The sequence below is a fragment of the Mycobacterium sp. IDUB_28 genome (assembly GCF_055419285.1).
This window is the reverse complement of sequence record NZ_JBVAXK010000021.1, coordinates 1-26,456: the sequence shown is the minus strand read 5'-3', so window position 1 is coordinate 26,456 and position 26,456 is coordinate 1. Positions and strand designations below refer to the sequence as shown.

Here is a 26,456-nt window from a genome sequence, read left to right as displayed (position 1 = left end):
GTGCCGAGGGGGGGACACGGTGGGAGCCGGCAGTACCCTGCCCCCACCGTGTCGCCGCCACGGCGGCTAGACCGACACCGCCGGGGTCAGGCTCGCGGTCAGGCCGCGGATCGCCTCCGGCCGAACCCCGTTCTGTAGCGCGGTGTCGAGCAACGCGGCCATGCGGTGATTCGGGGTCTCGGCCCGTATCGCTTCCAGGCACATCCCCGCCACCGGCCCTGCACCCGTCACATAGCTGGCGTGCGCGAGCATGCACAAGGCTTCCGAACGGAACGGCTGGGGCAAAACCTGCACCAGTTGCGACCACAGCTGCTCGGCCGCTCCCGCTTCGTCGCTGTCGATCAGGGTCATCAGCGCGTCACGCACTCTCAGATCCACCAGAGTCGACCCGACACTGGCCAATTCGGCGTCCGAAAGAACCTCGCCGACACCGACTCGGCGCACCGCCGCCACCGCCGCACGCACTGCCACCGCCACATCGTCGACGCAGCCCGACACACCGACCAGCATGGGCGCCAGCGAGGCCGCTCGCGCCACGTCCACCGCCACGGTCGCCCTGAGTTCCTCACGGCTGCCGTACATCCGGTGTCCCGCGACTACCGCCGCCGCAGCCGCCGCCGAGGTAGCCGGGTCATCGAGGACACCGCCCTTGCCGCAGTTGTCGACACATCGCCAGCGTCCCCCGGCCTCGATCTGATCGACCACCACCGCATCGAGCAATTGTGCGCCGCGCCGTTCCAACGCCGCCGACAGATTGCGCGCCTGCTCGGTGAACTCGTCGGCGCACATCGCACACGACGCGCCCTCTGCCGACACGAACACCGCCACCGCAGCGTCACCCCCGGCACGCACGACCAGATCCGCCAACTGCTCCGCAACATCCGGCGACGTCGCGTCACTGAGGTCCAGGCGCATCACTGACCCCGCCTCACCACCCTGCACGGACACTACAATTAACGACTCAACAGGGCGAAACCCGAGGATTCCCAACAGATTCGAGATGATGGCCGACAACCCCTTGATTGCGTGCATTGCACTCCCCTTCCGGGAATCGAGGGCCGGTCCCACTGACCTGCCCAACAATGTGAAGCCTACCGGAGATCACCGACAATTATCGTTGAATCAACTACTCCCCCAACCAAACCCGATCGACCCAACTTGGACCAGCCCCCACCCCATCCCTGTGCCGGATGGGGTGGGGTATGAGGCTTGGGGCGCCGGCAAGTAGATCCTCGCCGGCGCCCCAAGCGACCCGCCGGGGCCCGGCGCCTACCACTCGTCCTCGTCCCACCGTTCCCCGGCGTAGCTTTCATCGAAGTCGCTAGGGGCGTGCCGCGGGTACCTCCGGTTGATGCCATCCATTACCGGCTGCAGACGCGCCGCGTAAGCGTCATAGTGCCGATCGCACCGGTAGTAGTAATCCCCACTCCCACTAAGCGTCTGGCGCGGAAAGGTTTCCCCTGCGCAGCCCTCCGGCCCGTCCAGGCATGCCCCGTCACCGTGAACCGCCATGATGTTTCCCTTTCCGAAATGAGCCCGCCCCAACGGCTTTGCTCGACACCACAGACGCTACCGCCAACCACCGACACAATCCGCCGGCCCGGCTGCCGCTGCCGCTGCCGCTGTTGCTGCCGTCGAGTTGACCGCAGATGAACAAGAAACGCCGCGCTACTTGGACAGAACAACGGCCCGGCACCCACCCTTGTCAAACTTCAGTGCACGGCCTGACCTGCAGGTGTTCACCCCCGAAGCGCCCTGTCGGGCCGTTGTTAAACAACCCGGCGCCGTGTGGCAATCTTCGCTGCATCTCTTCCTCAGCTGCTGCTGCTGCCGCCGCCGCCCGAACACCCACCCCCACCCTGTGCCGGGTGGGGGTGGGGGGGCTCGAAGGTCGGCCCACCCCCGAACAAACCAATGCCGACCGCGATGGTCGGTTGTACAAGCTTTCGTGGTTCAGAGTGCCGCGAGCACCTCCCGCGCTTGGACGGCCTGCGGGTCGTCGGTGGCGGCGTCGAGCAGCGGCACAGTCGCAGGATCGGTAAGCACCGTCAGGTGCGCTCGGTGCCGACTCAGGGTGACGCACATTCGGCCCGCGTCGAGGGCGAATGCCTCGGCACTGCGGTATCCGGCCATAGGGTGCAATGCGACGACAGCCGGTCGTTCCAAGCCTTGCAACGCGTTGACCGTGCCGACCAGCACATCGGGCATGTCGGCTAGCAGCGCCCGTACCGCACCCGCCTGGGCGACGTGGGGCACCACTACGGCCAGATCGGCGGCGGTCAACGGCTCACACACGCCACCGCGCCGGTAGTTGTGGCGAGTCAGTTCGCGTGCCCGCTCGGCTAGCGCGGTCAGCAGCGCCGGGTCGGTCGGGCCGTTGTGCGCTTCTGTTGGGCGACTGACGATTTCAGATAGCACGGTGCCGTCCGGTGCGATTACCGCCTCGTCGGGACGGCGGGACGTGAACGGCATCTGCGGGTAGAAGTGCTCGGAGAGCAGCGCGCAGGTCTGCGGACCGAGTCGCCAGGAGTTCGTCAGTTCGTGGACGGTGATCGCCTCGCCGTGTGCGGCCAGCAGCGCAGCCGGGGCGGGTTGGTGCGGGCCGGTGGCCTTCCCGTCCCATTTCTCGGTCGAGCCGGTGACCACGGGTGCCACCTGGCCGGGGTCACCGACGCAGACCACCTGGCGGGCCAGCGCCCCAAGCGCGCCGAGGTCGCCGTAGGTGGCCTGCCAGGATTCATCCACTAGCAGCGCGTCCGCGCCCGCCATGCTCGGGTCCACGTAGAGCCAGCGGGCGGCGGTGCCGATCAGGATTTCACCCCCGGTCGAGTGCTGCCATCGCACGCTGCGACCCGCTACGGTGCGAATGCCGTCCACGGTGACCGGCTTCTTACCGGCCCCCGACACGATCAGCGAGGCGCGGTCGCTGACGGCGGCGATGCGCCGGGACAGCTCGGCGGCTTGCTCGCGGGTCTGCGCGGCCACCGCCACCCGCAGTCCCACCCGATGCGCCAAGGCACCCGCCAAAAGTGCGACAAGCCTTGATTTTCCAGCTCCCGGGCAAGCGGGGACGCAGATCGCTGGGTCCCCGCCCCACGCGGCCAGCAGCACCCGCGCCAGCATCGGTGAGTCGAGCAGGTCGCGCCCCGGCCAGTTCTGGACTATCGGGGCAGCGGGCGGCGACGGCGTTTTAGCCGGTGCCGCCGCCGCAGCGGGTGTCTCGTCGGTGTCGGCGGGTTGGGCGAATCGCTTGGGTAGGGTACGCATCTCAGTTCAGTTCTCCGTAGTGGGTGTGTCGTCGGCGGCGGCGATCATGACCGCCAGCGGCACCGGTCGGCGGCTGGCGGTCGGCGTGGTTCCCTGTGACAGCCAGGAGAACCGTCGCCGGTACAGCCGAGACACCGCCGTGCGCCGCGACCGGATCGTGGACACCGAGGGCGGGGCGGGCATCACCGTCACCGTCTCCCCGGCAGTAGGCCGGTAACCCGTCTTGCGAAGGCCACCGATGGTCACCGTCAACGCGCCGTCCTCGCCCACGGCGGTCCCGAAAACCTCACCGCTGAAACGGTTCTCCGCGTCCGGCATCGCGGTCATCGGCTCGCCCTGCCACCCGGTGACGGCGGTCCCGGCTTTCAGGCGGGTGTCGAGCCGATCGGCACGCACTGTGACGCGGTTGCCCGCCTGGCCCGCCCCGGTGACGACCTGCCCGTGGCAGACGAACCCGGTATGCACACCACGCGCACGCCATAGCGGATCGGCCAGCAGTGCGGCGTCGTAGAGGTCGGCGGCATCACAGCGGCTCATTAGCCGCGCCGCCGCCAGGTGCAGCGTTTCGGGCCGGTCCCAGCTGCGCTGTTCGCCCACGGCCTCCTGCGCAGCCTCCCACTGCCAGTCGTCGTCCTCACGCACCGCGTCCAGCCCCGGCAGCAGCAGACCACCGGTCACGGCGTGATGCCAGATGTGCAGCCCGCCCACACCGTTGGGCACCTTCAGCGCTGCCCGCCACATGCCCGCGTGATCCTCACCCGGTGTTACGCCCAGCATGAACCGGGCACGGGTCGCGCCCAGCACGTCGGTCACCGCCGATGTACCGGGGTGCGCGGCCCGCTCCACCCACCACCCGGCCAGCGCCGATCCCGCCGTCACGTCGCGGTCACCGCAGCGCGCCGGGTCGGCGTAGCTGCGCGCCAGCCCCTCCAACGCCCGCATCGTGGCCGGGGTATCGACTAGGGCCGTCGCGCCGGTGCCGAGGTCACCGTCCACGCATCCGGCAGCACGGGCGAGCGCGGCCAGTCCCTCGGCCCCGGTGCCGCTGCGAATGCGCCCATCCGGCCCCACGGCCTGCACGTGCACCACCGGGCCGGTGCGCTGCGCTGCGACGGCGACCTTCACGTCACGCGATGGGGCGGGATTGTGCAGCAGCCGGGGCACCGGCCCACCGGCATCGCGTGCGGCCACCCGCAGCGCGAGGTCGAACAGCGCGGCGCTCACGCCGCACCGTCGCGGCTCTGCGCAGGGTCGGCCAGCCCGCGCGCGGCGGCGGTGAACCCATCGGCCAGCGCCGCCGTCGCCAGATCGGTACGGTCCCGCTGCACAGCGGCGCGCACCGTGCCCACGGTCCAGCCGGTGCCCGCCAGCACGGTGTCGGCCCACTGCGTGAAGTCACGGCCCCCGGCCCGCTTGCTCACGTCGCCACCGCCGCAGCGGGGGTGACGCGCACCGTCTTGGCCCACGCGGGCGCGGTGTCGGCGGCGTGCGTGCCGATCAGGGCCACGATCAGCGGAACCGGGAGCCGACGCTCATGCCACGGCGTGCCACCGTCTGTCAGGCAGACCAGCACGTTGGCCGGTGGGCGCGCTGCCAGCGCCGCATCGATTCCGACCCGCATGTCGGTGCCGCCGCCACCGACCAACGTCACATCGTTGATGGACCGCACCGGGCGCGGTGCGCTGGCACCGGCATCGCAGCACAGCACCCGCACCGTGGCTCCGGTGCGCCTCAGCACCGCCCGTGTCTCCGACAGCGCCGCTGCCAGATCGGCCTCACCCATCGACCCCGACGTGTCGATGATCAGATCGACGGCGATCTTGGGTGCCCGCAGCGTCGGCAGCAGCACACCCTTGGGAGCGCGCCGGTTGGGCCGTCGCCAGGAGTGATGCACCTGTCCCGCCTGATCCTCGACGGCGCGGCGCACCGCCGCCCGCAGCACCTTGGGCCACGGCACGACTGCCGGGGCGAGTTGGTCAGCGGCCCACCGCGCCAGGCCCGCTGGCATCGTGCCGCGACCGGCCCCGCCGTGCGCCAACTCTCGTTGAACCTCGCGGGCGACGGCGACCTTCACCAGATCGGCCGCAGCACGGGACAGCCCCTTGCTGCCCCCCACGTCGGCAGCGGCGGGCAGTTCCCCCGGCACGGCATCCCCTGCACCGGACCCGCAGCCGTGGCCGTCGTCCTCGCCGTCACCGGACCCGCCGCCGGGATCGCCGTCCGCCCCGCTGCGTGGCGGCGTACCGGGCGGCACCAGATGCCGGTAGTAGACCTCGGCGGCGTGGCCGTCCTCGCAGCCCAGCCGTCCCGGTGTCACAACACCTTCGGGGAGACGCACGCCCGCCGCGATCAAGTCATCGTTGATTTCGGCGTCGGCGGCGTAGTTCCACATGGTGCGATCCACCGGGGAGTCCACCGTGTCAGCGCGGCCACCGTGGTCACGCAGCACATGCCCAACCTCGTGCAGCAGCACGGAGCCAGCCAGATTTACCGACCACCCTTCGGCGGTGCCCAGCATCGCCGGGTCGAGGTAGAGACGCCAGTGCTTGTCCACCGCGAACGTGCCCAAACCCGGTGCGGCGACTGGCGACAACGCGAACAGCGCCCGCGCGAAGTAGGGCATCGCCTCGACTGCGGCCATCCGCGCCAGCCGCAACCGTCGCCATTCGTCGGCGGTGAGCGCTCTGACCTCGGTCATGCCGCGCTGCCTACGTCGAGGCCTGCTGCGATCATCACGTCTTTGAACTTGCGCGCCGCCGCAGGCGGTTTCGCACCGGCAGGCATCGCTACGCTCAACGCGCGGGCCGCTGCCCCGGCCACGTCGGGTGCCCCGTGGGTCGCGGCCTCGACCACCGGACCCCAGGCAGTCATCCACGCGTCTTTAGTGCCCCTGCCCGACGCCCAGGCGACCACACCGGACAGCACCGCCCACACCTGATCGGGGCGAGCCGTCCCCCAGGCGACGATGCTCGGGTCCGCGATCACGTCCGCGACGGCGGGCAAATCCATGCTGGCCCGCCATTCCATGAACTCGCTGCCCGCACCGTCACCGACCAGTCCGAGCGCGACGGCACTGATGGCGGCGGTGTCGTCAGCACGTAGATGCGCCAGCACCCGTGCCATCGCCTCCCAGGAGCGCCGCGACGGCCACGCCCTCCCAGCGGCCTCGTCGGTGTCCGGAAACTGGTGCAGCAGAGCAGGTCTGGCCTCCACGAAGGCGCAGACGGCCCCGATTTCGTCGGCGCGGCGCAGGTCATCGGCGGCGATGCCTCGCGAGGCGGGCAAGGCGGCGAACGAGGACCGCATGCCGGTCAGCCATTCCTCGGCGGTCGGCTCAAAATCGACGTGCAGGAACCGGTTAGCCATCGGCGGCGTCAGATCGACACCACCGGCACTCCGGTCAGGTGGGTTGGCAGCTGCGACGATCCTCACGGCGTCAGGCAGCTTGGTTCGTCCAACCATCCGCTCCAACGCCACCGTGAGCATCGCGGCCTGCACAGACGCCGAACATGTCGAAATCTCGTCCAACAGAAGGTAACCGCCATTGGCGTCCAAAAGCGTTTTGGCCCAATCGGGTAATGCGAGGGTTTGTACCGCGCCATCGGTGACCACCGGCCAGCCCGCAATGTCTACCGGCTCACGCTGCGACCCGATCACCGTCTCCACCGGCACACCATCGGCAGCGGCCAACGCCCGCACAATGGATGACTTGCCCATGCCAGGATCGGACCAGAGTAAAACTGGGACATGTGCTCTGGCCGCAGCGTCGATCACCGTCACGGTGGTGTCCAAATCGGTCATGACCGAATCCCCTCCCGAGGAGTAGTGGACCGGCCCCGATGGCCCGTCCTCACAACACAGGACACTACCGGCACCCACCGACAAGTCCACAACCACTAAAGTCGCTACATTGCAGCGGTTTACATCAACCACCCCGCCCCTGTGCCGGGTGGGGGTGGTTGATGTAGGTGGCCGGCATTTCCTCACCGGCCACCTACCCGATCCCGTTCGCGCTACTCGGCGGCGCTCTCCGCGATAACTTCGCCGAGCTCGCTGACCATCTCCCACTCGGTCTGAGGGACCGTATACACGTGCAGCCCGCCGCGATGACTTGACTCCCAATAGAGCAGGTGGAACCTCGACTTGTCGAGCGCGTCGATTACCGTCTCGTTACCCGACCATCCGCCTGTCGCCAGCGACACCCGCACGACGTTTCGCAGTTGGTTGTCCAGCCACTCATCGACGGTCATCAGGCTCGGCGTCCACCACAGTTGCTCCAGCAGATCCACCAACGCCGTTGGCGAGCCGTGGAAGTGGCGCACCGCCGCGATTCCCCACTCGGTGGGATAGCCGTCATCATCGACCAAAGGGTGGTCCTCAGCACCGGTGATGTCGGTCCTCTCCCCACCGTCTGCGGCACTCACGCCGAGATCCCCTGGTCGTAGTCGGCCCACAGGTCGCTGGCGTGCTCGGCGGCGGCATCCTCTAACGCCGCTGCTTCCGCCTCCGACTCCAGCCATTCGATCTGCCCTTCGACCTCGGCGATTTCGCGCCGCAGACTCCCCGCGTGCGCCGAATTGAACGCGCTCGCCAGCTCAGCCCTCGCCCGGGCCAGTACCATCCGCGCCTCATCGAGGCTCAACTGCTCGACATCGACCGGCTCGACATCATCGACGTAAACGACCATCCCAAAATCCCCTCGGATGAAGTGGGCCTGCCCCAACGGCTTGCTCTTACCTGCATGACACTACCAACAGCCACCGACAACGGAACCCTCTGTGGTGCAACGCAATAGACATTCCCCACCCCGCCCCTGTGCCGGGTGGGGTGGGCAATCGCACGAGTCGAAAGGCGGGTCAGAGCTGCCCGAAGAATCCCGCCGCGATCTGGCCGTCCCAGGTTGACTCGGACTCATTCCCGGTCGAATGCCGGCGCGTCGAACACGTTGATGGAACTCCGCGGTCAGCTCAGCGGACCGCTCGGTCCGCGTGATGTTACCTCGACCTGCTCACACGCAGCCGCGACTTCGGCGGTGGCGTCAGCGCTGACCTGCTCATGCGTCGGATTGGGAACGGGAAGTCGTTGAAACAGCGGGCGGTTCGTCTTTAGCGGTCGGCGACGGCGATACGAGTCGATGCGCCGGCCGCCTCGAGTTCGTGGGCGCGGCGTGCGGCCGCGACCCGGTGCACCCGGCGTGGATACACCTCACCATCGCGCTTGGTGCGAGCCTGCGGGTAGAGCCGCTCGAAAGCGGCCTGGTCGTCGATCATCACCACGACACTCGCACCATCTTCCTTGGTGATGTGAAGCTGCGCGGCGCTGGCGGTGATGAAGTCGTCGATGGCCTGCAGTTCAGCCACCAACCCGGCCGGCGGCGCCGAGGTGCTTCGCTCGAACTTCGCGTACTTCTTCGCCTCGATGCCGAGCAGCCGAGAGGTTTCCTCTTTGAGCAGCCCGGCGGCCAGCCGGCGCACGGTGAGGTCCCCGCGCTGCTCACCGCGGTACACCTCGACGTCACGGCCGCGCCGGCTCAACTCCGCCGCGGCACGGCCCACAGCCACGTGCTGCAGCGACATCGGGTACGGCACAAGATCCCGCAGTGTGCGGGCCTCCGGGTAGGCATCCTCGAACTCCGCCTGGTCGACGGCGGCCTCTAACCTCACCGTCCCGTCGGCCGGCGCCGCGTCGAGCATCCGCGCAGCCTCGCCGGCGACAAACTCCTCCATCGCGACCAGCTCGTCGACGAGTTCGGCGCCCACCTCCAGGGCGCCAGTCTCCCGGGAGCGGTACTTGTGCAGATCTACCCGTAGGACCGGCACGAGGTCCTCGACCCGCAGGCTCAGCGCATTGCGCCGCGCGAGTAGGTCCGACCAGCGGTAGGGGGCCTCGTCGATGTCGTCCTCCTGGTCGTACGCAGCGGTGGGCAACGTGCCCGCCAGTCCGACACTCATGATGCATGCTCCCTTCCGGAGTGTTCGGGCCCGCCCCTTACCGGCTTGCCCGTCGTCGAAAGTCAATGCTACCGCCCCGTTCTGACGTCAGGCCCATTCGTGCAGTCGGGGCAGTGCGTGGGCCAACCGGTCGAAGAGATCGGGCCAACCCCTCTGCAGCCACGCGATGTGGCCGTTGGACAGCTTGGAAGCGTCGATGATGGAGTCGACACGGATCTGCGCGTCGGGGACCCCGAGGTCAGCGAGCTTGCGATAGAGGGGGTTGGGCTCGATCCCCCGCCCTGCCAGGTACTCGAAGACGTGGGAGCGTTGCCAGTCCCAGATCGGCCCGTAGGTAATGGTTCCGTCGGTGCGACGGACGATACCCCCGGCCTGCTTCCGCACGTCGGTGCGTGAACTCTGCTGCCGCGCCCGAGTCTCCGAGGCCAATCCGCGCCGGTAGAGCATCCGCCGGCCGTGCGACTCCTCGGCGCGCACACCCCACAGCGAGCCGCCGCCGTAAAGGCGATGCGCTTCCCTGGCTGGCCCGGTAATCATCACGTCAGCCAACTGGCCTGGCAACCGTCGATCGACGGCGTGATGATCGAATCCGCCGCCGGCGATCAGCACCGTCAACAAGTCCGGATCGGCGGTGATCACCTGATAGTTCAGTTGCCAAGCCTCGGCCAGCTCCGCCAAGTAGCGCAGGGTTTCGGGGAATTGCAGTCCGCTGTCGAAGAACACGACCGGGATGTGCGGATCGACCTGGCGCGCGAGGTCGACCACCACTGTGGAGTCCTTGCCGCCGCTCCAGGACACGAACCCGTCCTGCTCGTCGAGGTGCTCGGCGATGCGGTCAAGCAAATGATGATGGGCTCGCGGGCCTCGGCGGCGCGCCGCGATGCTGCGCAGCTCGTGCATGTTCAGGCCCGCCGGTGCGGTGGTCATCGTTGGTCGGTCACCGCGATCGCGGCGTGCGGGAACAGCTGGTCGAGGTATTGGCGGACGTACTCGATTGCGTCGGGCCCGTCGAGGATCGACTCCGAGGTGGTGGTGTTGTCCCACCACCGCCATTGACCGCCGCGCTTGAACCCAAACGGTGCCGGCACGTCTGCGGCGAGGTGGGTACGGGCGAAGGTGCGGGCCGCGCCGACGACGAACCACCAATCGTTGCCGCCGAAGGTGACCGCGCCGTCGGCGTCGGCAATGGCCAAAAGTCTGTGCGGCAGCTCAACTCGCGCCAGGCACGGCTCGATGGCCACCGCGCTGGGGCGCGTGACTGATCGGTAGTGCCCGTTCTGTCCGGGCTCGTCCATGCCGATCTCAGACCGGTTGGGGTGAACGATCCATTCGGTGGGGGTCATCAGCGCTCCCTCAGTTGCAAGACGAGGCGTTCATTGAATCCTCTGGGGCGGGTTGCGTAGGCGACGTGTTCGGCGGATGCCACGTCGAACTGCATGCCCCTGGGCAACACGTGAGTGGTGTCCTCCACGCTGTCGGAGCGACCCAGGTACATCCCGCGGCTGGTCACGACCTCGAACACCACGTACCGGGAACTGTCATGCCCCGGTGTCTCGTGCAGGTTGTGCCGGGTCAGAGTGAACTGGTCGAACGCGACGCTGGCCCCTGGCTGCAGGCTCGCCGGCAGATCCGACGGCTTGGTGATGTCTGAGTGGTTGTCGGGTAGTCGCACAGCCACATAGACACGGTGGGTCCGGTCGTTGAGTCGCTCGTAGGACTGGATCGCCCTGTCCAGACGCTGCACCTTGGCGCGTTCGCCATCGGTCAGCTGCTGCGCATCGCCGGCCGCGAGATGCAGACGCTCGTTGACGCGCCGCCACTCCGTGGGGTCCTTGCTACTGAGCAGGCTGTTGATCGCAGCGTGCTGCGACGCTGGCGCCGCCGCGATGACTCTATTTTTGACCGTGGATCGGATCTTTCGCTGCCGGCCACTGAGGATCTCTCGGAACTCTTCGCGGGCAGGCAGCTCGCCGCGCAGACGATCGGAGTCGACGTGGCTCACATCCCGCGGTGTCGCGCGATCGCGATCGCGCGTCGCCCGTGTGAGGGAGGAGTCGTCATCGCGTAGCTCGTCGACGATCTGGTTGGCCAGTCGTTGGAACGAACGCTCCGTCATTGCGTCCTCGGCGACCTCGCGGGCCGCCTTGATGTCACGCGCACCGATGGCCCCGCCTTCGACGTCGAGGACGACGGGCTGTTCTCGGTTTGGTCTGGCGGTCTTGGCGCCCACGTGGCCTCAGATTTTGCGTAGCTTGGCTGGTCAAACCGCAGTGTATGGGCCAAACGGGACACGACGGCTAATCCCTACAGCGCCCCTGCGGAGCGACCTGAAGACGGAGGTAGGCGGCCCGGAAGGCTGTTTCCAACCGTCCGGAGCCGCCCCAGGTGAAACCCTCACCCAGCCCCTGTGTGCGTTTCGTGCTGGTCACATTAACAGCCTCGGGTGTCAACCTCAGACCGTATCGTGACGGCCACCATGCTGTCTGATCCCGCCGCCGCGGCGTGGGTCGCTGCCGGTCGACCTGCCGTGGATGCCCCCGCACCGGTAGCCGGCCGCTGCGGCCGATGCGGCACGGACGGGCCCACTGTCACCAGTTCCCGCATCATCTCTGAGAAGTTCACCGGCTTCGACGCGTGGCCCTTCGGGGCCCGCCGATTATGCGTCTCGTGCGCGTGGGCTTACAGCCATCCGCCGACCGCGCAGCCGACGCTGCTGATCACGACAACCTCGTTGAACGAGTACTCCCCTAGCGCCGACTTGACGCCAATACTGACTGCCGGACCGTTACCCAACACACACGCCGCGATGGTGCCTACCATGCGCCGCAGGCACATCCTTCCGACCACCCAGTGGGGGCATCTAGCCACCGATGGCCTCGTTGTTGCCTGGGACGCCGCCGCTGCGCAACGACTGAGCGATCTGCAGTGGCTGCGCATCACGGTCGGGGCCACCTGGCCACAGCTCGGTGACCCAGTTCCGCCGGCGCAGCTTCTCACCAACCAACCCACCGACCGCTGGCCGGCGATCCTGCGGGCGTGGGCGGCCATTCAGCCGTGGCGCACAATTCCACCGCTCTGGTCAGCTGGCCGAACCCTCACCCACCCCCAGCCTGCGGCCGACAAGTAAACACCTCGGTGGCACCTCTACCCGCTACCCTGACGCCCATGACCGAGCTCACGCCGACCCGAACGTGGCAAGCTTTGGTGCCCGAGCTGCCATCGTTCACCGTCGACAGCGACGCCGAAACCGGTGCGCTGCCAACAGCAGTGGCCGCCCATCCGGCCGACACTGCAGAAAGGCTGCTGCTGTTATTGCACTACAGCATCGACTGGGACAACAGCTGGATCGGCGAACCGAAGTACCGCAAAACCTACTGGGACGAGATTCTTCCCAGCAGAGTGCGCCGCGCCGCCTACCGCGCCACGACACTCGATGAGTGGTGGTCCTCGCCGGCTCTGGTACGTCTCGGCGCTGCCACACCGCGCTACGCAGACCGGCGTCTGGAACTTGCCGGGCTGCTGCGCGAACCATCTCTGCCGGTCCTCACCGCCTTGCACACCAGCCTGCCGGCACTGCTGTTGCGGGTCCGCATCATCGCCGAAGCCGTTGCCGCCAAACGTAAAACGGCACGCAATTGACCCTTAACAGTATTCAGTGGGACATCGACGTCCTGGCCCAATCATCCATCGTGCACCGCGAGGACTACACCGCTGTCGGCACCGACAACTTCACACTGTTCCGCCGAGAGAAGGTCCTCAGCCCCGCCGGCGAGACGACGCTGGTCCCCATCGTGTCCGGCAGCGGTTTCCGCGGTGTCCTTCGCCGCATCGGAGAAGAACTCACCGCCGCCGTCCTCGACTACGAAGGTGCGCTGCCCGTTCCGGCCGCGCACTTACTCACCAACGGCGGCCGCCTCGCCAAATCAGCCAGCCCTTTCACCGACGAGGACGAGCGGCACCTCAAAGCCATACTCCCCCAGCTGGCAGTGTTCGGCGGCGCAGCCTCCGGCCGGATCATGTCCGGGCTCCTCGCCGTCGGCAAGGTTTTGCCTGAGGTCGCTGAGCTCGCCCACATCCTGCCCCGGCCGGCGCCAGCAGGCACCCCTCTGCCTGCTGTGCACACCCTCGCCGAAGAATCATATAGCCACCTCTCTGACCACCGCGCCCACACCGACCAACCACCGTGTACCGATCTCGACGAAACGACCAGCCCCCTAGGCAGATTCGGCGTCGAGACCCTCCCAGCCGGAACCCGGCTTCAAACCTGGGTGCGCCTCACCAACGCCACTGACCACCAGACCGCATTCCTGCGTGACGTCCTCGACACCTTCGCCCGCAGCGGCCATCTCGGCGGACGCATCGCCGCCGGCCACGGCACAATCACCGCCACCCTCACCCCCACCGTGCAACGCGGACATTTCCCCGACTCCACCATCGATTGGAAATCCGAACTCGCGACACATCGCAGTGACGTCATGGCGGCACTATGCAAAATCACGTGAGCGCCAACATGATCCCGCTACACATCACCGCCACCACCCCGTACGGCGTCGTACTGTCGCGGCCTTGGGGTATCGCCTTCGACGGCCTCCTCGCCTCAGTCATTTGGCACCGACGAAAATGGGCCGCTCGCGCCGCCGGCTACCACCTCACCTACCAGCGATCCCAGCCCCCAGAAACCTTAGAATTACCGCTCGCTCGCTGCGGAGACACTGAAAACGCCGACGATTGGCACTGGATGGCGACCTTCGCCGACCTACATCCCCACAACCAGTCCGTCAGCGAACCCGACATTAGGTGGCGAACCTCCCGCACCAACCACCATCGACTTCAACAACTCGCGCCAGTCGTCTCAAAAGCCGTTTCGGACAGGACCGCTCGCTATCAACACCGCGTCATCCCTGTCATGGCACACCCAGCGACCCACCTCACCTGGCGCGCCGTCGGAGAACCAGACACCATCCGCGATCTGCTCACCGACCTTCCATCGATCGGCAAGCACACCGGCGTCGGAGAAGGCTTAGTCACCCATTGGCAGGTCACCGAAATACCCTCCGCCACCGACTGGTCCGCGGGCCACGAGCACGAACCCGGAATTCTGGGCCGATCCACCCCTCCCCGCTGCCTAGGCTCCAATAACATCACCAGTGCTGGGCCACTGGGCACCGGTACACTCCGCCCGCCCTACCTTCATCCGGCTAGTCGGGCCGCCGCTTTTCAACCGGCACGCTGATACGCCGCCTCCTCGCAACAGAAGAATCGACCTCTGATCAAGAACGTCGTATGAAGTCCCTCAAAGCTGACCGTCACCACAGCGCGGGAGATACGATCTTCGCTCATGCTGTCCCAGCCGCGCGTGCCTTTTCGGCCGTGCGTGTCCGCGCCCTGCTACGAGTCAATCAACTTCCCGACCCGTGAGCCCGCCCCGGGCGCCGACCGAGCCGGTAGCCGGACAGAACCACCGCAGCAAGGCCACGGACATCTCCGATGACCCGCGCGGCCGACGCCTCCGAGTCCGCGGACACGCCTTTTGTGGAACGGGTTTCCGACCGCTGGGCCCTGATCTTTGACGAAAGCCGATCGAATGCGTTCGAGCTTCGCCAGCACCTGCGCGGCAATTGCCAGCCCCACAGGCACGTCCAGGTCGCGCGCGTGCACAGTCGTTGGGCGCACGGTCCTGATGGCCACGGCGATATCCCGGTGCACATCTACGAACCGCTGAGCACCCACACCACGCCGGGTGCCAACACCCATTCCGCGCTGATCGTCTACTTTCACGGCGGCGGTTTCGTCCTGCGCGACTCCGTGGGACGGGATGCCGATTGCCGCCGCCTGGCCAACGGGGTCGGCGCGGTCGTTGTGGCCGTCGACTACCGCCTGGCCCCCCAGAGCCGCTTTCCCGCCGCGCTGGAAGACGCCTGGGCGGCGACCCGGTGGGCGGCCGACATCGCCGAGCAGATGGGCTGCGATCCGCACCGTGTGGCGGTAGCCGGAGAAGGTGCGGGTGCCAACCTGGCGATCGGTGTGTGCCTGCTGGCCCGCGACCGCAGCGGACCTCCCATCGCCTTCCAGCTCCTGCTTTGTCCCGTCGTCGACCAGCGACGCCAATCCGCGCCCACCCCCACCCCGCCGCGGGCGGCGGTCGTGACCGCCGAACACCTGCACTGGTTTAGCGACCAATATCTCGCTGGCGACCAGGACCGGCTCAATCCGCTGGCCTCACCCCTTCTCGCCGAGCTGTGCACACTGCCGCCGGCACATCTGGTCCTGGCTCACGCCGACCCGCAGCGCGTGGCCGGTGAACAGTTCGCCCGCCAGCTGCGCGCCGCCGGCGTGCCGACCACGGCGCGCTGCTACCCGGGCATGTTTCACGGCTTCTACAATCTGGCCGACCAACTCGACACTGCCGCGCGCGCCAATGCCGATGTCCACACCATCTTGCGCGACGCCCTCAACAGCCCAGACTCTCAGTCCCGCAGGATATTACGCTGACGCCCACTTGTCCGCCGCTGTCACGGACCGGCGGGGCGGATCCGGGCGAGGGATAAGGCGCGACGGTAGTGAGGCCAACGTAGGAGCTCGTCACTCGCGGCCGTCAACGCTGCGTGAACGTTACTGAATTGCTGCGCAGGCGTACCTGCCAATGACTCGACGGACATGTAGTAGCCGCTCGCACGATAGGTGTCACGGTCTCCTGGCCTGACGACGATGCGCACAGTGCCGTCATCGTAGATGTGCTGGACACCCCGGTGGTAGACACGCGGGCCATACTCAAACCACGTGGCCGTCGCCGCCGAAAGTAGGCCCCTCGACTGTCTGAGTCAGCTCATAGGTGGACATCCCGAATGGGACCTCCCGAGGGGATTGCGCTGGTGTCAGCGCTTCGGCTTCTTGCGCCCCACTGATATGACACTCCTTGTCTCGGTTGGTAATACCTTTGCTGAACTGGCGGGCGCGCGGCAGGCTGTGCAGATGCCGGTGTCGTCGTCGTAGGTAATCTTCCAGGCGCATGGGCCGCTGATTGTGTCGCACGCGCTGTAGTCGGTGCACCCGCAGACTCGACACTCGCGTGGGTATCTCCACTCGACCCGGGTGACCTCGCTAGCAGCGGTCACGCCGCGGTGGGACGCGGCAAAGAAATCGATGAACTCTTCGGTCGTCATGCCCGGAAAGCCCTCGGCGATCACGTCTTCCGCGGTGATGCTGTCAAGCCGCTCACGGCGAGTAGACACGATCTCGACCGTGACGATCCGTTCCAGGGGCTCACCAGCGCGCCGGCCGCGCACTTTTGGGCACAGGGTCACCAGGTCCCCGGGCTTGAGAGCTTCCCACCCAGCCCTACGGGTTACCGTTTTCTGGCGGGCGCGTACCTGACCTGTCGTTAGCGCTACGCTCATCAATCTCGCCATAACTATTCGCCTCTCGGTCTGACAATCTTCCATGGGGTCGGCCCGGCGGGGGTCATTGCGCTGCCCTGCTTGAGGCTTCGGCTTCGCCTGACCAGAGTCGAATTGCCCGAACGAGTTCCGGCGCCTCGGCCTCAGTCGTCTCGCGTGCCATGCTGCGTCACCCCTCGCCTTCAACCTCGGCAGTTCGGAGCCGGTACCGGACTACTGCGTAGGGCTGTCGTCTGGATGCCACAGCAGCGTCAAGGGGCCACGAAGAACGTCCCACGGGAACGGGCGATCGTCGCCGAAAACTACTCCGTGGCGTTCGTCGAATCGCGCAGCAATCGTCCCATCCGCTTGGTTGAAAACGACGGATCGAACAGGTGCATCGGCGGCGGCGACTGTGCGCAAGTCTAGCCACCGTCCAGTGAGATCGTGGATTGCGTTTTCTCTGACCGTGGACCCTTTATCCGAGCTTTGACCCGAATCCCAGGCGCTGCCAAGGACTTCAGCCAGCGCCGCGATGTTTCCTGTACCCGCTGCAGTGGTCATCGTCGTTGTCTCTTTCCCTCGTACCTATCGCGAACTTCGTTAGAGTTGTATCGCTAGTGTTTTCAACGCATCCGACACGTTGGCTCGGATATAGACGAGGTTGTCCTGCAGAGCAGCAGGCAGGTGACGGTTCTTCAAGGCCTCAGGCCCCCCTCGGAGATGCGCACTAGGGTGTCGAGAATTTCCTCATCGGTGTGACTTTCCATGAAATGTACAGTCCTCCTTGGTCATTTATTCACTGGACTTGTTGTACGGGTCCAGGTGGCCCTCAACCCTCACCCGGGTCGTAGTCAATGAGCTTGAGCGGTGGTGCGTTATTCATCCACACGTGCGTGCGTCCGCTGGTCAGTTGTGTTTTCGCGGGGTGTACGCGCCATGCTTGTTGTCGGGTCATCACGGTGTGGGTGAGGACTTGTGCGTGGAACCAGGTCGGGACTTCAAGGGCGTCGATCACGGTGACCCGGCGGCGCAGTTCGGTCATGGAGCGGGGGCCGGCGTTGGTGACAGCCACTTGGTACCAGGGCTTTCCGTGGATTGCGCCGATGGCGACGGTGTGCGTCTCAAGCCACTGCTGCTTGTCCCACTCGGCCGGTATCGGGTCATCGCCGTTGATGCTGCCGATGGCGGACAGCGCGCGTTCGTAGAGCTGCTGGTTACGGCGCTCAACGATATCGGGGCCTCTCTGTAGTTGCGTGATGCGCTTCGGCGGGCACAGTGGTGCGCGGCGCCGGTCGCGCTGCCCGCCACTGATCCAGCGGCGCACTGTCGCCGCGGTGACACCGACGTACTCGGCGACGGCATCAGCATTGACCCGGCCTCTGGGGCTGGTGCCGTAGCAGTCAATCAGCATGTCGGCAAGGCGTCCCCTGGTCCAACGCGGCCCCGCTACCGGATCGACGAAGATGGTCACGCCCGTTCGCCGAATCCGAAGTCCTCGATGCTGATGAATCCCCAGTCGGCGAGGTATTTTTGGTCCATCACCTCGGTCAGCCAGGCGTGCAGGCCTTCATCGCCGCCCTCTTCATACGCTCGCAGCATCGCTTCGACGTCCTCGACGTCGATGTGTTGCCGGATGGTTCGGTCTTTGGTGTATTGGTCCTCGACATTGCCGCCTGGGCCCTGGTTTCCACTGATCCACAACGACGTTCCACCGACCAGGGCTGCTTGGCCATGGGGGCTGGTGCGAAAGTCGTTGGTGGCGGCTTTGCGGCCCGCTTTGGTGGTCGCCGCCTTTCTGGACTCGGCTTGCACCGCGGCGAGGTGAGCTGCGGAGGGTTGTTGTGTCCCGGCAGCCCAACGCCGCACCGTCGACACCGCCACCCCGAGCTTGGCAGCAGCGGCCTTCGCATTGACCGCCGCGCCTCGCACACCGCGACCGAACGCCGCCAGCAACATTCCCGTGGTGTTGGTTCCGCTGCTCACATCGGCGCTACGACGTCCCGAGATCGCCCGGTAAATGACCTGACGTTGTGCGGCTTTGGCCTGCTTGATCGCCTCGCGCACTTGGGCCTTCGGCACTCTCAGTCCTGCTGCGGCACGGTCGACGTCAACCGAACCGGCCGATGCGGATCCGTATCGACCGAGGTCGTCGCCGGTCAGGTTACGGCGCCGCCGGGGCCGCGCCATCAGCTGCCTCTTTTCACATCAGCAGGGCTGGCCAGCGACCCCAGCATGTCGGCCCACTCGTCGGGATCCAGCAGCGCCGGTTTGCCTTTGTATTGGCGGCCGTCGAGAAATTCGACCTGGTCGGACAGCAGTGCTGAGCCCTCGTGTTTGTATTGGCCGAAGCCGCGGCCCCAGGTCTTCGCCTCTCCGGGCCATGCCCGCTGGGGGTCGGGGTCGTCGGAAAGGTAGAGCACAGTGTCTTTTTCCACGGCGACCGGCCAGCGGCCCGTCGCTTGTCCGATCTGGTCGAGCCGGTAGGCGATATTTGCGCTGGCTTTGCCGATGATGCTCAGACGTTTCATCGGGTCATACCCGGTCTTGCCCTTGAGATTTGATTCAGAACCCATCAGCCCGATCCCTACGTTGCGGATGACCTTCGACTGATTGCGGGCGGCCTGAGCATCGGGATCATCGCTGTCCAGCACGACAGAAGCGTCACGCACCCGCTCGTAGAACCCTTTAAGCACGCGGCCGTGATTAGGCCAGCTGTAGGCTTCGACGATGGTCGGACGGTAACCGAGCTTCAACGCACGTTCCAGCCGCGCCGTCGTCGTAGGCTTCGGCGAAGTGAACTGCAGCCCAGCAGGATTCAACAGGAACGGCACCCGCCAATCCTCTGGTTCGGGCACCACGATCGTGACCAGACCCGGCGCCCTGACCAGCTGCGCCAACCGGGCGGGATCCTCGAACACCGACCCGTCAGGATGGTGAACGGGTTCACCGATCGGCAGCTCCAGCCCGGCGATTGCGGCAGGGTAGGACCCGCCCCGATCGTAGGCGTGCACGAAGCGGCATTGCAGCTCCTCAGCAGTAGGTGTCCGCGTCCAATTGAAGTCGCGCTCAACATCATTGATGGTGAACGGAACATCGAACGTCGAGGGCGCCAGCGGCCCATTGCGCCATTCTTCGATGGTGGTGCCTTGGGGTCGCGATTGCACCATCAGATCGATGGCGGTGACTCCGGGATTGATCTTCAGCGGAAACCGTTGGGCATCGGCCAGCAGTTTGAGTCGGCGAGCGACCGTACTCGGCGCGGATACCGCGATCCCCTCATCACCTTGCCCGTCGATGAGGATCGGCACGTTGATGACCTCCTGAGGCGAGTCACCGGAACTCGCCATCCCGGGAATCAGCACAACCCAGACGCCTTTGCGCTGCTGATCCGACGGGTAGATCCTGGTCCAGATTCCCAGGCGGGCCGACGCGCCGTCGCCGCCCCCGCCGAGCTTCCAGCCGTCGGCCACGGCCTGGGTGACGAAGGGAATGTCTTGGGTGCAGTAGCGCAGGGCCGCGTCACGATCCTTCGGCTTCTTCTCCAAGACGAGGTCGACGTCGATGCCGAAGCCACGACATGCTTGCTCGGTGATCCAAATCTGGCCGGGCTCAGCATATTTCGCTGTCAATAGGTAGCCAAGACGATGTGCGTAGGCTAGTTCAGCGACGTGTCCCACATGGGTTATCGGTTCCGGCAGGTTGTGTTTGGATCCGTCGGCCATCCATAGCCCGCCGGCGTCCAGGACCGCTGCCGGCGACCCACCCAGTTTCGCACGTGCACCAACCGGCCCGCGGCGACGACGACCAGGCGCACCAGCTGCCGCATCCCTGTCTTCGGCGTCATCAGGTGCGCTCTTGGCCACCTCCTCAGCCCCAGAACCCGCTACCTCGGGGGCGACCAACGTTGGTTCCGCGTCGTCAGCATCTTGCCGACCGGGGGTGTCACGCGGGGGCGGCGATTGGACGGCAGCGTCTTGCAGTTGGTCGACTCCCACCGCTGACGGGCCAAGTGCTGCGCTGAGGACCGCATAGACCTCAGCGGTGGATTCGGCGAGCAGCATGCCCAGAATGGTCTTCTCGGTCAACTCGGCACGAGACGTGACAACCAGCCGCCCGAGCCGAGTGTGACTGTCGGACAGATCAACTGGTGCACTGGACTCCAACGGAGCCGACGGCCCGTACACCATCGATGTGCCGTCCACGTAGAGCGGCCACGTTCGGTGTTCACGAGAGATCCGCATCGCTGCGCGCCGTGCGCGCTGGCGGATGTGTGCGGCGATCGTCGCAGCCCAGGCCGGTTGAAAGTGGTGCCGCGAGTCTTCATCCGCCCACGCATCGGGGTCAGCGAGGGCGGCAAGGTAGTCGTTAGCGGCGGCGTCCACCAGCTCCAGCAGTGGCGCATCGTCGGCGAATGATTCCCGGGCGTTGCGCAGCCGAGTTGCCCATGCCTCCAGGATGCGTGCTTTCTGCGGCCAGACGATCGCTTCGCTGATTTCGAGCTGTTCGACGCTCAGCCCGGCGCCGCCGTCACGAACATCTTTGGCCAGGCCGTCGAGGTCTTCGGTGGTCACCCACGCCTGGGATCGCTGGTTGGCGGCCATGCGAGGGTGCGGTAGCGGCAAGGTCGCGGGCAGGTCCAGCTCGTCTGCTGCGGGCAGGTCAACGAGCCAGAGGCCAAATGGGCGCTTCTGTGCGCGCGCGGCGGCGAGGGCGGCAGCGCTTTCTAACGCCTGCGTTTGGCCGTGCCCAAACGTGAGCATCCCCGCCGAGGCCAGCGCTGGGCTCTGTTGGGTCAGGCGCACCAGTTCGTCACAGCGTCGCAACTCGTATTCGGTCTGGTCGGTGGTCGCCGACCAGGCGGGCTGGATCCGCAGTTCCGGCGACACCCACGCTGGCAGCAGTCCGGGCGTCGAGACCACGACGCCTCGACGGCCGGTGCGAGCAGCCATGACGTGGTCGGCCAGCAATGCACCCGAGGCCGCGCCTCCGTGCCCGGGCAGCACCCCCAAAGCGGCATACCAACAGCGGAGCCGACGGCCGAGTTCTGCGGCGTCGTCGGCGACCGCAGCATCACCGGCAGCCAGCCACGGTTGCTGCTCAGCCAGCACCTCAACGACCACCCGCTCAGGTCCGCGGCCATGTGCGAGGACTACCGCTGGCCCTGTGCCGCCACGTAGTTCCCACCCGTCGTCGACGAGCGGCGCCAGCCTTTGACCAAGGTGTGTGGCTGGATCCCCAGCTCGATCGCCAGGGGCGCCGACCAGCAGATCCACTGCTGCGCCCGTCACCCACACCCGCGCAGCGCCCGTTTGATCACCACAGCCCGGTATCGCCTGCAGCCCCCCACGCTTGACCGACCACAAGATGAGCTTGCCGAGCTTGCCGGCAGTGTCGACCGGATCTGTCAGCCGCCGGCCCTCGACAGTGAATGATCCTGCAGCGGTCAGGACCAGGACATGACGCCCAATATCGGCTGCGCCAGCGGTCATGGCTACTGCCCCACCGGAACAATGTTGCGACCGAAAATTAACGCGGCCCCCTCGTGCTGCTGTCTCCTGTCCACGACGGCACCGACGTCGGCGCTCGCGCAACCTGCTGCCAGCCAATCTGCGAAATACCGGAATTCGGTCATGCGCGCGGCCCTGACGTAGCGGCGCGGTCGTTCAAGTAAGGGCGGATCCGTGCGCTCGCACCCTGCTGAGTCATCCCCAGGATGGATCCGACTTCGGTGAACGTCGCTCCCGCTTCGATTGCGGCCGCGGCGGCCGAACGTTCATCCAAGCCCGCAGCACGCAGCAGCGCAGCACGAGTGAGTTGGATGTCCTTGGTCTCCGGGCTGCTGCCCCGCTCCACAGCTTTGACCAACCGCGCACGTTGAATAGGGGTTGCTTTACGCCGGACCACCCGCCGCAGCCATGTGTCCACCGCAACCTCCAGGGACACGTCGGCGATTCTTGCTGAGAAACCTTGGACGTCACGTTGAGCCGCATCCTGAATCAGCTCGGTCATCGAGCTTCCTGTCATCACGCGGATGCCAGCCTCACAGCGTCGATTTGCACGAACCAAATGCTAACCAACGACACTGACACGCACAATCCCTACTTGTGCTCTGGTACAAGTAGGGATTGTGCCGGCATTCGGGCTCCGAGAGCACCGATGCTCGATCCAGTTGCCGTTAAGTTCCTGTGCCACTTCGCCAATTAGTAGCGATCTGCGTCTCCGCATAATGTGGTTGCGTGGGCGCTTCGCGGCGCACCTGACGAGGGTGACAAGTGCCCCTGCTGCTGAATGCTGCCCCTACGGGCGCAGACTTCGGGCGGGGCGCGTGCCGCGTCCCGGTCGGCACTCGGCACTGTTGCAAGCGGGCAGCTTCATCCTGTGAAGATTTCCAGTTGGCGACGTTAGCCGAAGGGGATGCTGAGAGGACCGAATCCGATCGTGTCGCTGCCGGTCAGGAAGAAGCCGATCGCTCGGTCACCGGTGTTTCCGATGCCGAGGTCGAAATTGCCGGTGTTGTTGACTCCGAAGTTGTAGCTGCCGATGTTGCTGAACCCGACGTTGAAAGCACCGCTGTTGGATCCGCCGAGGCTGAAGCTGCCGATGTTGTCGAAGCCAAAGTTGAAATAGCCGTTGTTCCCGGTACCGAAATTGAGCGACCCGATGTTGTTGGAACCGAAGTTCGCGATGCCGCTGTTGCCGTTACCGAAGTTCAGGAATCCGGTGTTGCCGGTTCCGGCGTTGAGCAGGCCGAGGTTGCCGGCTCCCGGGTTGAGAAAGCCCAGGCCGAGGCTGTTGAGCACCGTGCCTTCAATGTCGACGAGAAACCCGTGCAGCAGGACGCCGGCCTGACCGATGGCCCCGTCGACGATGCCATCGACGGTGCCGATGATCTGATCAGCGAAGCCGGTGAACAGGATGTTGATGTTGGCCAAGCCGGTGCCCAGGACACCGTTGAGATTGGCTTGGATCGTCCCGACGAGGCTGGCTGTGCCCACGGGGCCGCCGATGCCAGCGGGCCCTGGATAGCCGAATAAGCTGCCCGGACCGCCAAGGCCGCCCGCTCCCCCGCTTCCGGGTACACCGTAGAGCACTCCGGCGGCCCCGCCGGGGCCGCCGTTGCCGCCTGCGCCGCCGTTGCCCAGCAGGAGTCCTGCGGCCCCGCCGTTGCCGCCGGCGCCCCCATTGGCTCCGTTGCCGTAGATCGTGGTTGCGGCTCCGCCAACTCCGCCGTTGCCTGCAGTACCACCACTGCCCCACAGCAGGCCGCCGTTGCCGCCGTTGCCGCCTGTGCCGCCGCTGAAGCCGAGTCCGGCTGCGGCGCCGCCGTTTCCACCGTTTCCGCCGGTCCCCCACAGCAGGCCGCCCGCGCCGCCGTTTCCGCCCGTTCCGCTGGGTGCGCCGGTGCCACCGTGTCCGCCGTTGCCGATCAGTCCGGCCGCCCCGCCCGCGCCGCCTGCGCCGTTGTAGCCGTTGCCGCCGCTGCCAAATAGCAGTCCTCCGGGCTGGCCGTTCGGCGCGGCCGCGGTTCCCGCGGCGCCGTCACCGATCAGTGGCCGGCCCAGCAGCAGGTTGGTGGGGGTGTTGATCAGGCTTTCGAGTGGCGCAAGGGTGGGGGTGTTCAGGAGATCGTCAAGTGCCTGGTACGGCCCTGCCGGCAGCGCGGCCACGGCGTTGCCCAGGCTCTGCAGGGGATTAACGGATGCCGCCTCGGCTATGGCGTATTGAGCGCCGCTGGATGCGATCAGATCCGCGAATTGACCGTGGTAGGCCGCGGCCTGCGCGGAGACGAGGCGGTAATCCTCGCCGAGCGAGTTGAAAAAGCTTGCGATGGCATCGGATACCTCATCGGCCCCGGCGGCCAGAGCCGTCGTCGTCGGACCTGTCGCTGCAGCGTTGGCAGCGTCCAGCGCTCCCCGCATCCCCGCAAGATTAGAAGCAGCAGACACCAAGTCCTCGGGCGCCACAAACATCCACGACATACAACCTCCCTGGTCTGCGATGCCCGCAGTAGAGCACAGGAAGGGGACACGGCAAATAGATTGCTCACTCGCTCACGGCGAGGTTGACGTGTCCTGGACCGGACGTATTTTCTGCAGCTCGGCACTGCTCTGCCACACCGCACTCGGTCGGAGAAGGGAAGGCCTATCGTGGCCGCCGTAGATGTCGTGGCCGGCGGATCTGTTTGGAGCCTCCGATGCTCTGCGGACGTTGGCAGCAGGCGTGGGAATCATTATTGGGCTTGTCTCGCGGCAAGCAACTTTCACCGCCAGATGCGTAGCCTGACTGGGTGTCTGATTCCGTGGTCGACGACGGTGGCGTTCCTGCCCTGGGTGCCGCGCTCGAGCTGCTGCACGGCGCTGACAACGCTTTTTCCTCCGTACAGGCCACGTTTCGGATCTGGCGGCACAGCGAGCATGCGGCCGCTGCGCTGCGCGCCGACCTCGACAAGCTGAGAAACGCGGGTGCGGCGATCTCGACGATGGCATCCCGCAGCAGCGGGGAGCAGGTAGCCGCGGAGCAGGTTGAGGTTATGCGGATCTGGCGCGAGGCTGATCGCGTCCGCGAGGAACACGAGGGCGGGCCCAGGGACGGCTCCTACGCTGTTCGCGCGGGTGATCTGTGGTGGTCATGGGATCCACGCATGGGCGCTCGAAGCAACCAGGACGACCCGCAAGTTGGCAGCGGGGTCGGCGAGCAAGTGTCGCTCATGCTCGATCCGACCTCCCTGCTGGGTGCATTGCGATTCGCCCTGGCCGGTCTGTCCACCGTCGCCGGACGGGCCACGCTGACCGTTCAGGCCTTTCCCCGCTGGGCAGACTCCCGTCGCTCGCAGCAGATGTTCATGCTTCATCAACTCGGTAGCGGCGCAGACCAATACACATTGCAGGTCGACCGCGAACGAGGGGTTGTGCTCGACGTCGTTGCTCTCGTTGGCGGCGAGGCCTTCCACCGGATCACAGCAATGGACATCGTCTTCGATCGGCCGATCGAAGAGCAGCAATTCCGCTTCGAGCCGCCGCCCGGCGAGGAGGTCCAGCCGATCGGCCAGCGCATGCAACCGTCCCGACTGACACTGGCCGAGTCCCAGCAGCGCGCTCCGTTCACGGTGCTGACCCTCGATCGCGTCCCGGACAATTGGCGTCTGGATTGCCTCTTCATTGCGCCGACCCCACGTCCTCCGCAGCCGGCATATGTGCTGGTGAACTACCGCTCAGAAGATGGACACCAAGCCGTCTCGTTGTCCCAGTGTCTGGCTGCAGATCAGCCGTCTGCCTACGAGCAGCTCTTTAACAGCGACGTGTGGCGCACCGTCGAGCACGACGGGACGATGGTTCGAGTCACCCGATCAGACGTTCTCGGTTCACAGGCACAAGCACACGTGGAGCGCGACGGCACACTGGTGATCCTGACCTCTGCAACGTTCAGCAGTGACCAGCTCGCCGAGATCGCCGCCTGTCTCAAACCCGCCCCGACTACGAACGATATCCAGTAGCGCGCGTTAGCCTGTTCCACGAGATACGGCAGGAAGCTTCCGGCCAATCCGATACCCGTAGGTCTCCCAGCGCCGGATTCGAGAACTACCTTGGCCAATCAGTGGAGGTCACCACCGCCGAATAGTGTGGCCCTGTGACCGCTTTGCGACGCACCCGGAGAGGGTGGGAAGAGCCCCCTGCTCCGGAATATTGTGCCCGAGGGCACAGACTTCGGGGCGGCGCGGGCCGTGTCCTGGTCGGCAGTCAGCAGTGCTGCTGCGGGCAGGTCCATCGCACATTTCATTGTCAGGAACGAGCGGAATTGCATCCACCGCAACATAATTGCGCGAATCGAGGTCAGCATAATGCTTGGTGAGTTGCGCTCC

Annotated in this window: 25 protein-coding genes; 6 read left to right on the top strand and 19 right to left on the bottom strand. The window is 66.3% G+C overall.

Annotated features, from left to right (window positions below):
* Positions 1-66: 66 nt before the first annotated feature.
* The 13 genes from ACZYZ9_RS25575 to ACZYZ9_RS25515 all read right to left on the bottom strand — a co-directional run bounded on the left by ACZYZ9_RS25575 (position 67) and on the right by ACZYZ9_RS25515 (position 12,038).
* The gene (locus tag ACZYZ9_RS25575) at positions 67-1,032 is read right to left on the bottom strand and encodes a DUF4192 domain-containing protein (protein ID WP_463828961.1); all 966 of its coding nucleotides are present in this window, start codon (positions 1,030-1,032) and stop codon (positions 67-69) included.
* A gap of 921 nt (positions 1,033-1,953) precedes the next feature.
* Positions 1,954-3,267, bottom strand: a complete 1,314-nt coding sequence (locus tag ACZYZ9_RS25570; protein WP_463828960.1) for an AAA family ATPase — start codon at positions 3,265-3,267, stop codon at positions 1,954-1,956.
* Between the two features lie 6 nt (positions 3,268-3,273).
* The gene (locus ACZYZ9_RS25565) at positions 3,274-4,491 is read right to left on the bottom strand and encodes a hypothetical protein (RefSeq protein ID WP_133437097.1); all 1,218 of its coding nucleotides are present in this window, start codon (positions 4,489-4,491) and stop codon (positions 3,274-3,276) included.
* A complete protein-coding gene (locus ACZYZ9_RS25560) occupies positions 4,488-4,688 on the bottom strand; it encodes a chemotaxis protein (RefSeq protein WP_205879614.1) in 201 nt (66 codons plus the stop codon). Before ACZYZ9_RS25560 ends, ACZYZ9_RS25565 begins: the two co-directional genes overlap by 4 nt.
* On the bottom strand, positions 4,685-5,965 hold the full coding sequence (locus tag ACZYZ9_RS25555; RefSeq protein ID WP_133437098.1) for a vWA domain-containing protein: 1,281 nt from the start codon (positions 5,963-5,965) through the stop codon (positions 4,685-4,687). Before ACZYZ9_RS25555 ends, ACZYZ9_RS25560 begins: the two co-directional genes overlap by 4 nt.
* Positions 5,962-7,068: an AAA family ATPase gene (locus ACZYZ9_RS25550; protein ID WP_133437099.1), complete on the bottom strand. Its 1,107-nt coding sequence runs from the start codon at positions 7,066-7,068 to the stop codon at positions 5,962-5,964. The genes ACZYZ9_RS25555 and ACZYZ9_RS25550 overlap by 4 nt, the downstream gene beginning before the upstream one ends.
* A 212-nt stretch (positions 7,069-7,280) precedes the next feature.
* Positions 7,281-7,691: a hypothetical protein gene (locus ACZYZ9_RS25545; RefSeq protein ID WP_240751271.1), complete on the bottom strand. Its 411-nt coding sequence runs from the start codon at positions 7,689-7,691 to the stop codon at positions 7,281-7,283.
* Positions 7,688-7,954, bottom strand: coding sequence for a hypothetical protein (locus ACZYZ9_RS25540; protein ID WP_133437100.1), 267 nt, complete (start codon positions 7,952-7,954; stop codon positions 7,688-7,690). Before ACZYZ9_RS25540 ends, ACZYZ9_RS25545 begins: the two co-directional genes overlap by 4 nt.
* A 418-nt stretch (positions 7,955-8,372) precedes the next feature.
* Entirely contained in the window at positions 8,373-9,218 is an 846-nt protein-coding gene (locus ACZYZ9_RS25535) for a hypothetical protein (protein ID WP_133437101.1), read from the bottom strand.
* An 87-nt stretch (positions 9,219-9,305) separates the two neighbouring features.
* The gene (locus tag ACZYZ9_RS25530; RefSeq protein ID WP_133437102.1) at positions 9,306-10,145 is read right to left on the bottom strand and encodes a phosphoadenosine phosphosulfate reductase domain-containing protein; all 840 of its coding nucleotides are present in this window, start codon (positions 10,143-10,145) and stop codon (positions 9,306-9,308) included.
* A complete protein-coding gene (locus ACZYZ9_RS25525; RefSeq protein WP_133437103.1) occupies positions 10,142-10,561 on the bottom strand; it encodes a hypothetical protein in 420 nt (139 codons plus the stop codon). Before ACZYZ9_RS25525 ends, ACZYZ9_RS25530 begins: the two co-directional genes overlap by 4 nt.
* On the bottom strand, positions 10,561-11,448 hold the full coding sequence (locus ACZYZ9_RS25520) for a hypothetical protein (RefSeq protein ID WP_133437104.1): 888 nt from the start codon (positions 11,446-11,448) through the stop codon (positions 10,561-10,563). Before ACZYZ9_RS25520 ends, ACZYZ9_RS25525 begins: the two co-directional genes overlap by 1 nt.
* A gap of 449 nt (positions 11,449-11,897) precedes the next feature.
* Positions 11,898-12,038 (bottom strand): hypothetical protein, encoded by a 141-nt coding sequence (locus ACZYZ9_RS25515; RefSeq protein ID WP_306255838.1) that lies wholly within the window; start codon positions 12,036-12,038, stop codon positions 11,898-11,900.
* Between ACZYZ9_RS25515 and ACZYZ9_RS25510 the strand changes: the two genes are divergently transcribed.
* From ACZYZ9_RS25510 to ACZYZ9_RS25490, 5 genes are all read left to right on the top strand, one after another.
* Complete coding sequence (locus ACZYZ9_RS25510) at positions 12,037-12,345, top strand: hypothetical protein (protein WP_306255839.1); 309 nt, start codon at positions 12,037-12,039, stop codon at positions 12,343-12,345. The two genes, ACZYZ9_RS25515 and ACZYZ9_RS25510, sit on opposite strands and share 2 nt — an antisense overlap.
* A 38-nt stretch (positions 12,346-12,383) precedes the next feature.
* Positions 12,384-12,857, top strand: a complete 474-nt coding sequence (locus tag ACZYZ9_RS25505) for a hypothetical protein (protein ID WP_133437105.1) — start codon at positions 12,384-12,386, stop codon at positions 12,855-12,857.
* Positions 12,854-13,720 (top strand): RAMP superfamily CRISPR-associated protein, encoded by an 867-nt coding sequence (locus tag ACZYZ9_RS25500; protein WP_133437106.1) that lies wholly within the window; start codon positions 12,854-12,856, stop codon positions 13,718-13,720. The genes ACZYZ9_RS25505 and ACZYZ9_RS25500 overlap by 4 nt, the downstream gene beginning before the upstream one ends.
* A gap of 8 nt (positions 13,721-13,728) precedes the next feature.
* Entirely contained in the window at positions 13,729-14,451 is a 723-nt protein-coding gene (locus ACZYZ9_RS25495) for a hypothetical protein (RefSeq protein ID WP_133437211.1), read from the top strand.
* Positions 14,452-14,705: 254 nt separating this feature from the next.
* A complete protein-coding gene (locus ACZYZ9_RS25490) occupies positions 14,706-15,710 on the top strand; it encodes an alpha/beta hydrolase (RefSeq protein ID WP_133437107.1) in 1,005 nt (334 codons plus the stop codon).
* 383 nt (positions 15,711-16,093) lie between these two features.
* On the opposite strand, the gene ACZYZ9_RS25485 is transcribed toward ACZYZ9_RS25490, so the two are convergent.
* The 6 genes from ACZYZ9_RS25485 to ACZYZ9_RS25460 form a co-directional block, all read right to left on the bottom strand.
* Complete coding sequence (locus tag ACZYZ9_RS25485) at positions 16,094-16,522, bottom strand: ASCH domain-containing protein (RefSeq protein WP_240751273.1); 429 nt, start codon at positions 16,520-16,522, stop codon at positions 16,094-16,096.
* 904 nt (positions 16,523-17,426) lie between these two features.
* Complete coding sequence (locus tag ACZYZ9_RS25480) at positions 17,427-18,068, bottom strand: hypothetical protein (protein WP_133437108.1); 642 nt, start codon at positions 18,066-18,068, stop codon at positions 17,427-17,429.
* Positions 18,065-18,784, bottom strand: a complete 720-nt coding sequence (locus ACZYZ9_RS25475) for a hypothetical protein (protein WP_133437109.1) — start codon at positions 18,782-18,784, stop codon at positions 18,065-18,067. Before ACZYZ9_RS25475 ends, ACZYZ9_RS25480 begins: the two co-directional genes overlap by 4 nt.
* Positions 18,784-22,086: a hypothetical protein gene (locus tag ACZYZ9_RS25470; RefSeq protein ID WP_205879615.1), complete on the bottom strand. Its 3,303-nt coding sequence runs from the start codon at positions 22,084-22,086 to the stop codon at positions 18,784-18,786. Before ACZYZ9_RS25470 ends, ACZYZ9_RS25475 begins: the two co-directional genes overlap by 1 nt.
* Before the next feature lie 139 nt (positions 22,087-22,225).
* The gene (locus ACZYZ9_RS25465; RefSeq protein ID WP_240751274.1) at positions 22,226-22,606 is read right to left on the bottom strand and encodes a Fis family transcriptional regulator; all 381 of its coding nucleotides are present in this window, start codon (positions 22,604-22,606) and stop codon (positions 22,226-22,228) included.
* Positions 22,607-22,998: 392 nt separating this feature from the next.
* Positions 22,999-24,576: a PE family protein gene (locus ACZYZ9_RS25460; RefSeq protein WP_273437432.1), complete on the bottom strand. Its 1,578-nt coding sequence runs from the start codon at positions 24,574-24,576 to the stop codon at positions 22,999-23,001.
* 308 nt (positions 24,577-24,884) lie between these two features.
* On the opposite strand from ACZYZ9_RS25460, the gene ACZYZ9_RS25455 reads away from it, so the two are divergent.
* The gene (locus tag ACZYZ9_RS25455) at positions 24,885-26,090 is read left to right on the top strand and encodes a hypothetical protein (protein ID WP_273437430.1); all 1,206 of its coding nucleotides are present in this window, start codon (positions 24,885-24,887) and stop codon (positions 26,088-26,090) included.
* The last annotated feature ends 366 nt before the right edge of the window (positions 26,091-26,456 follow it).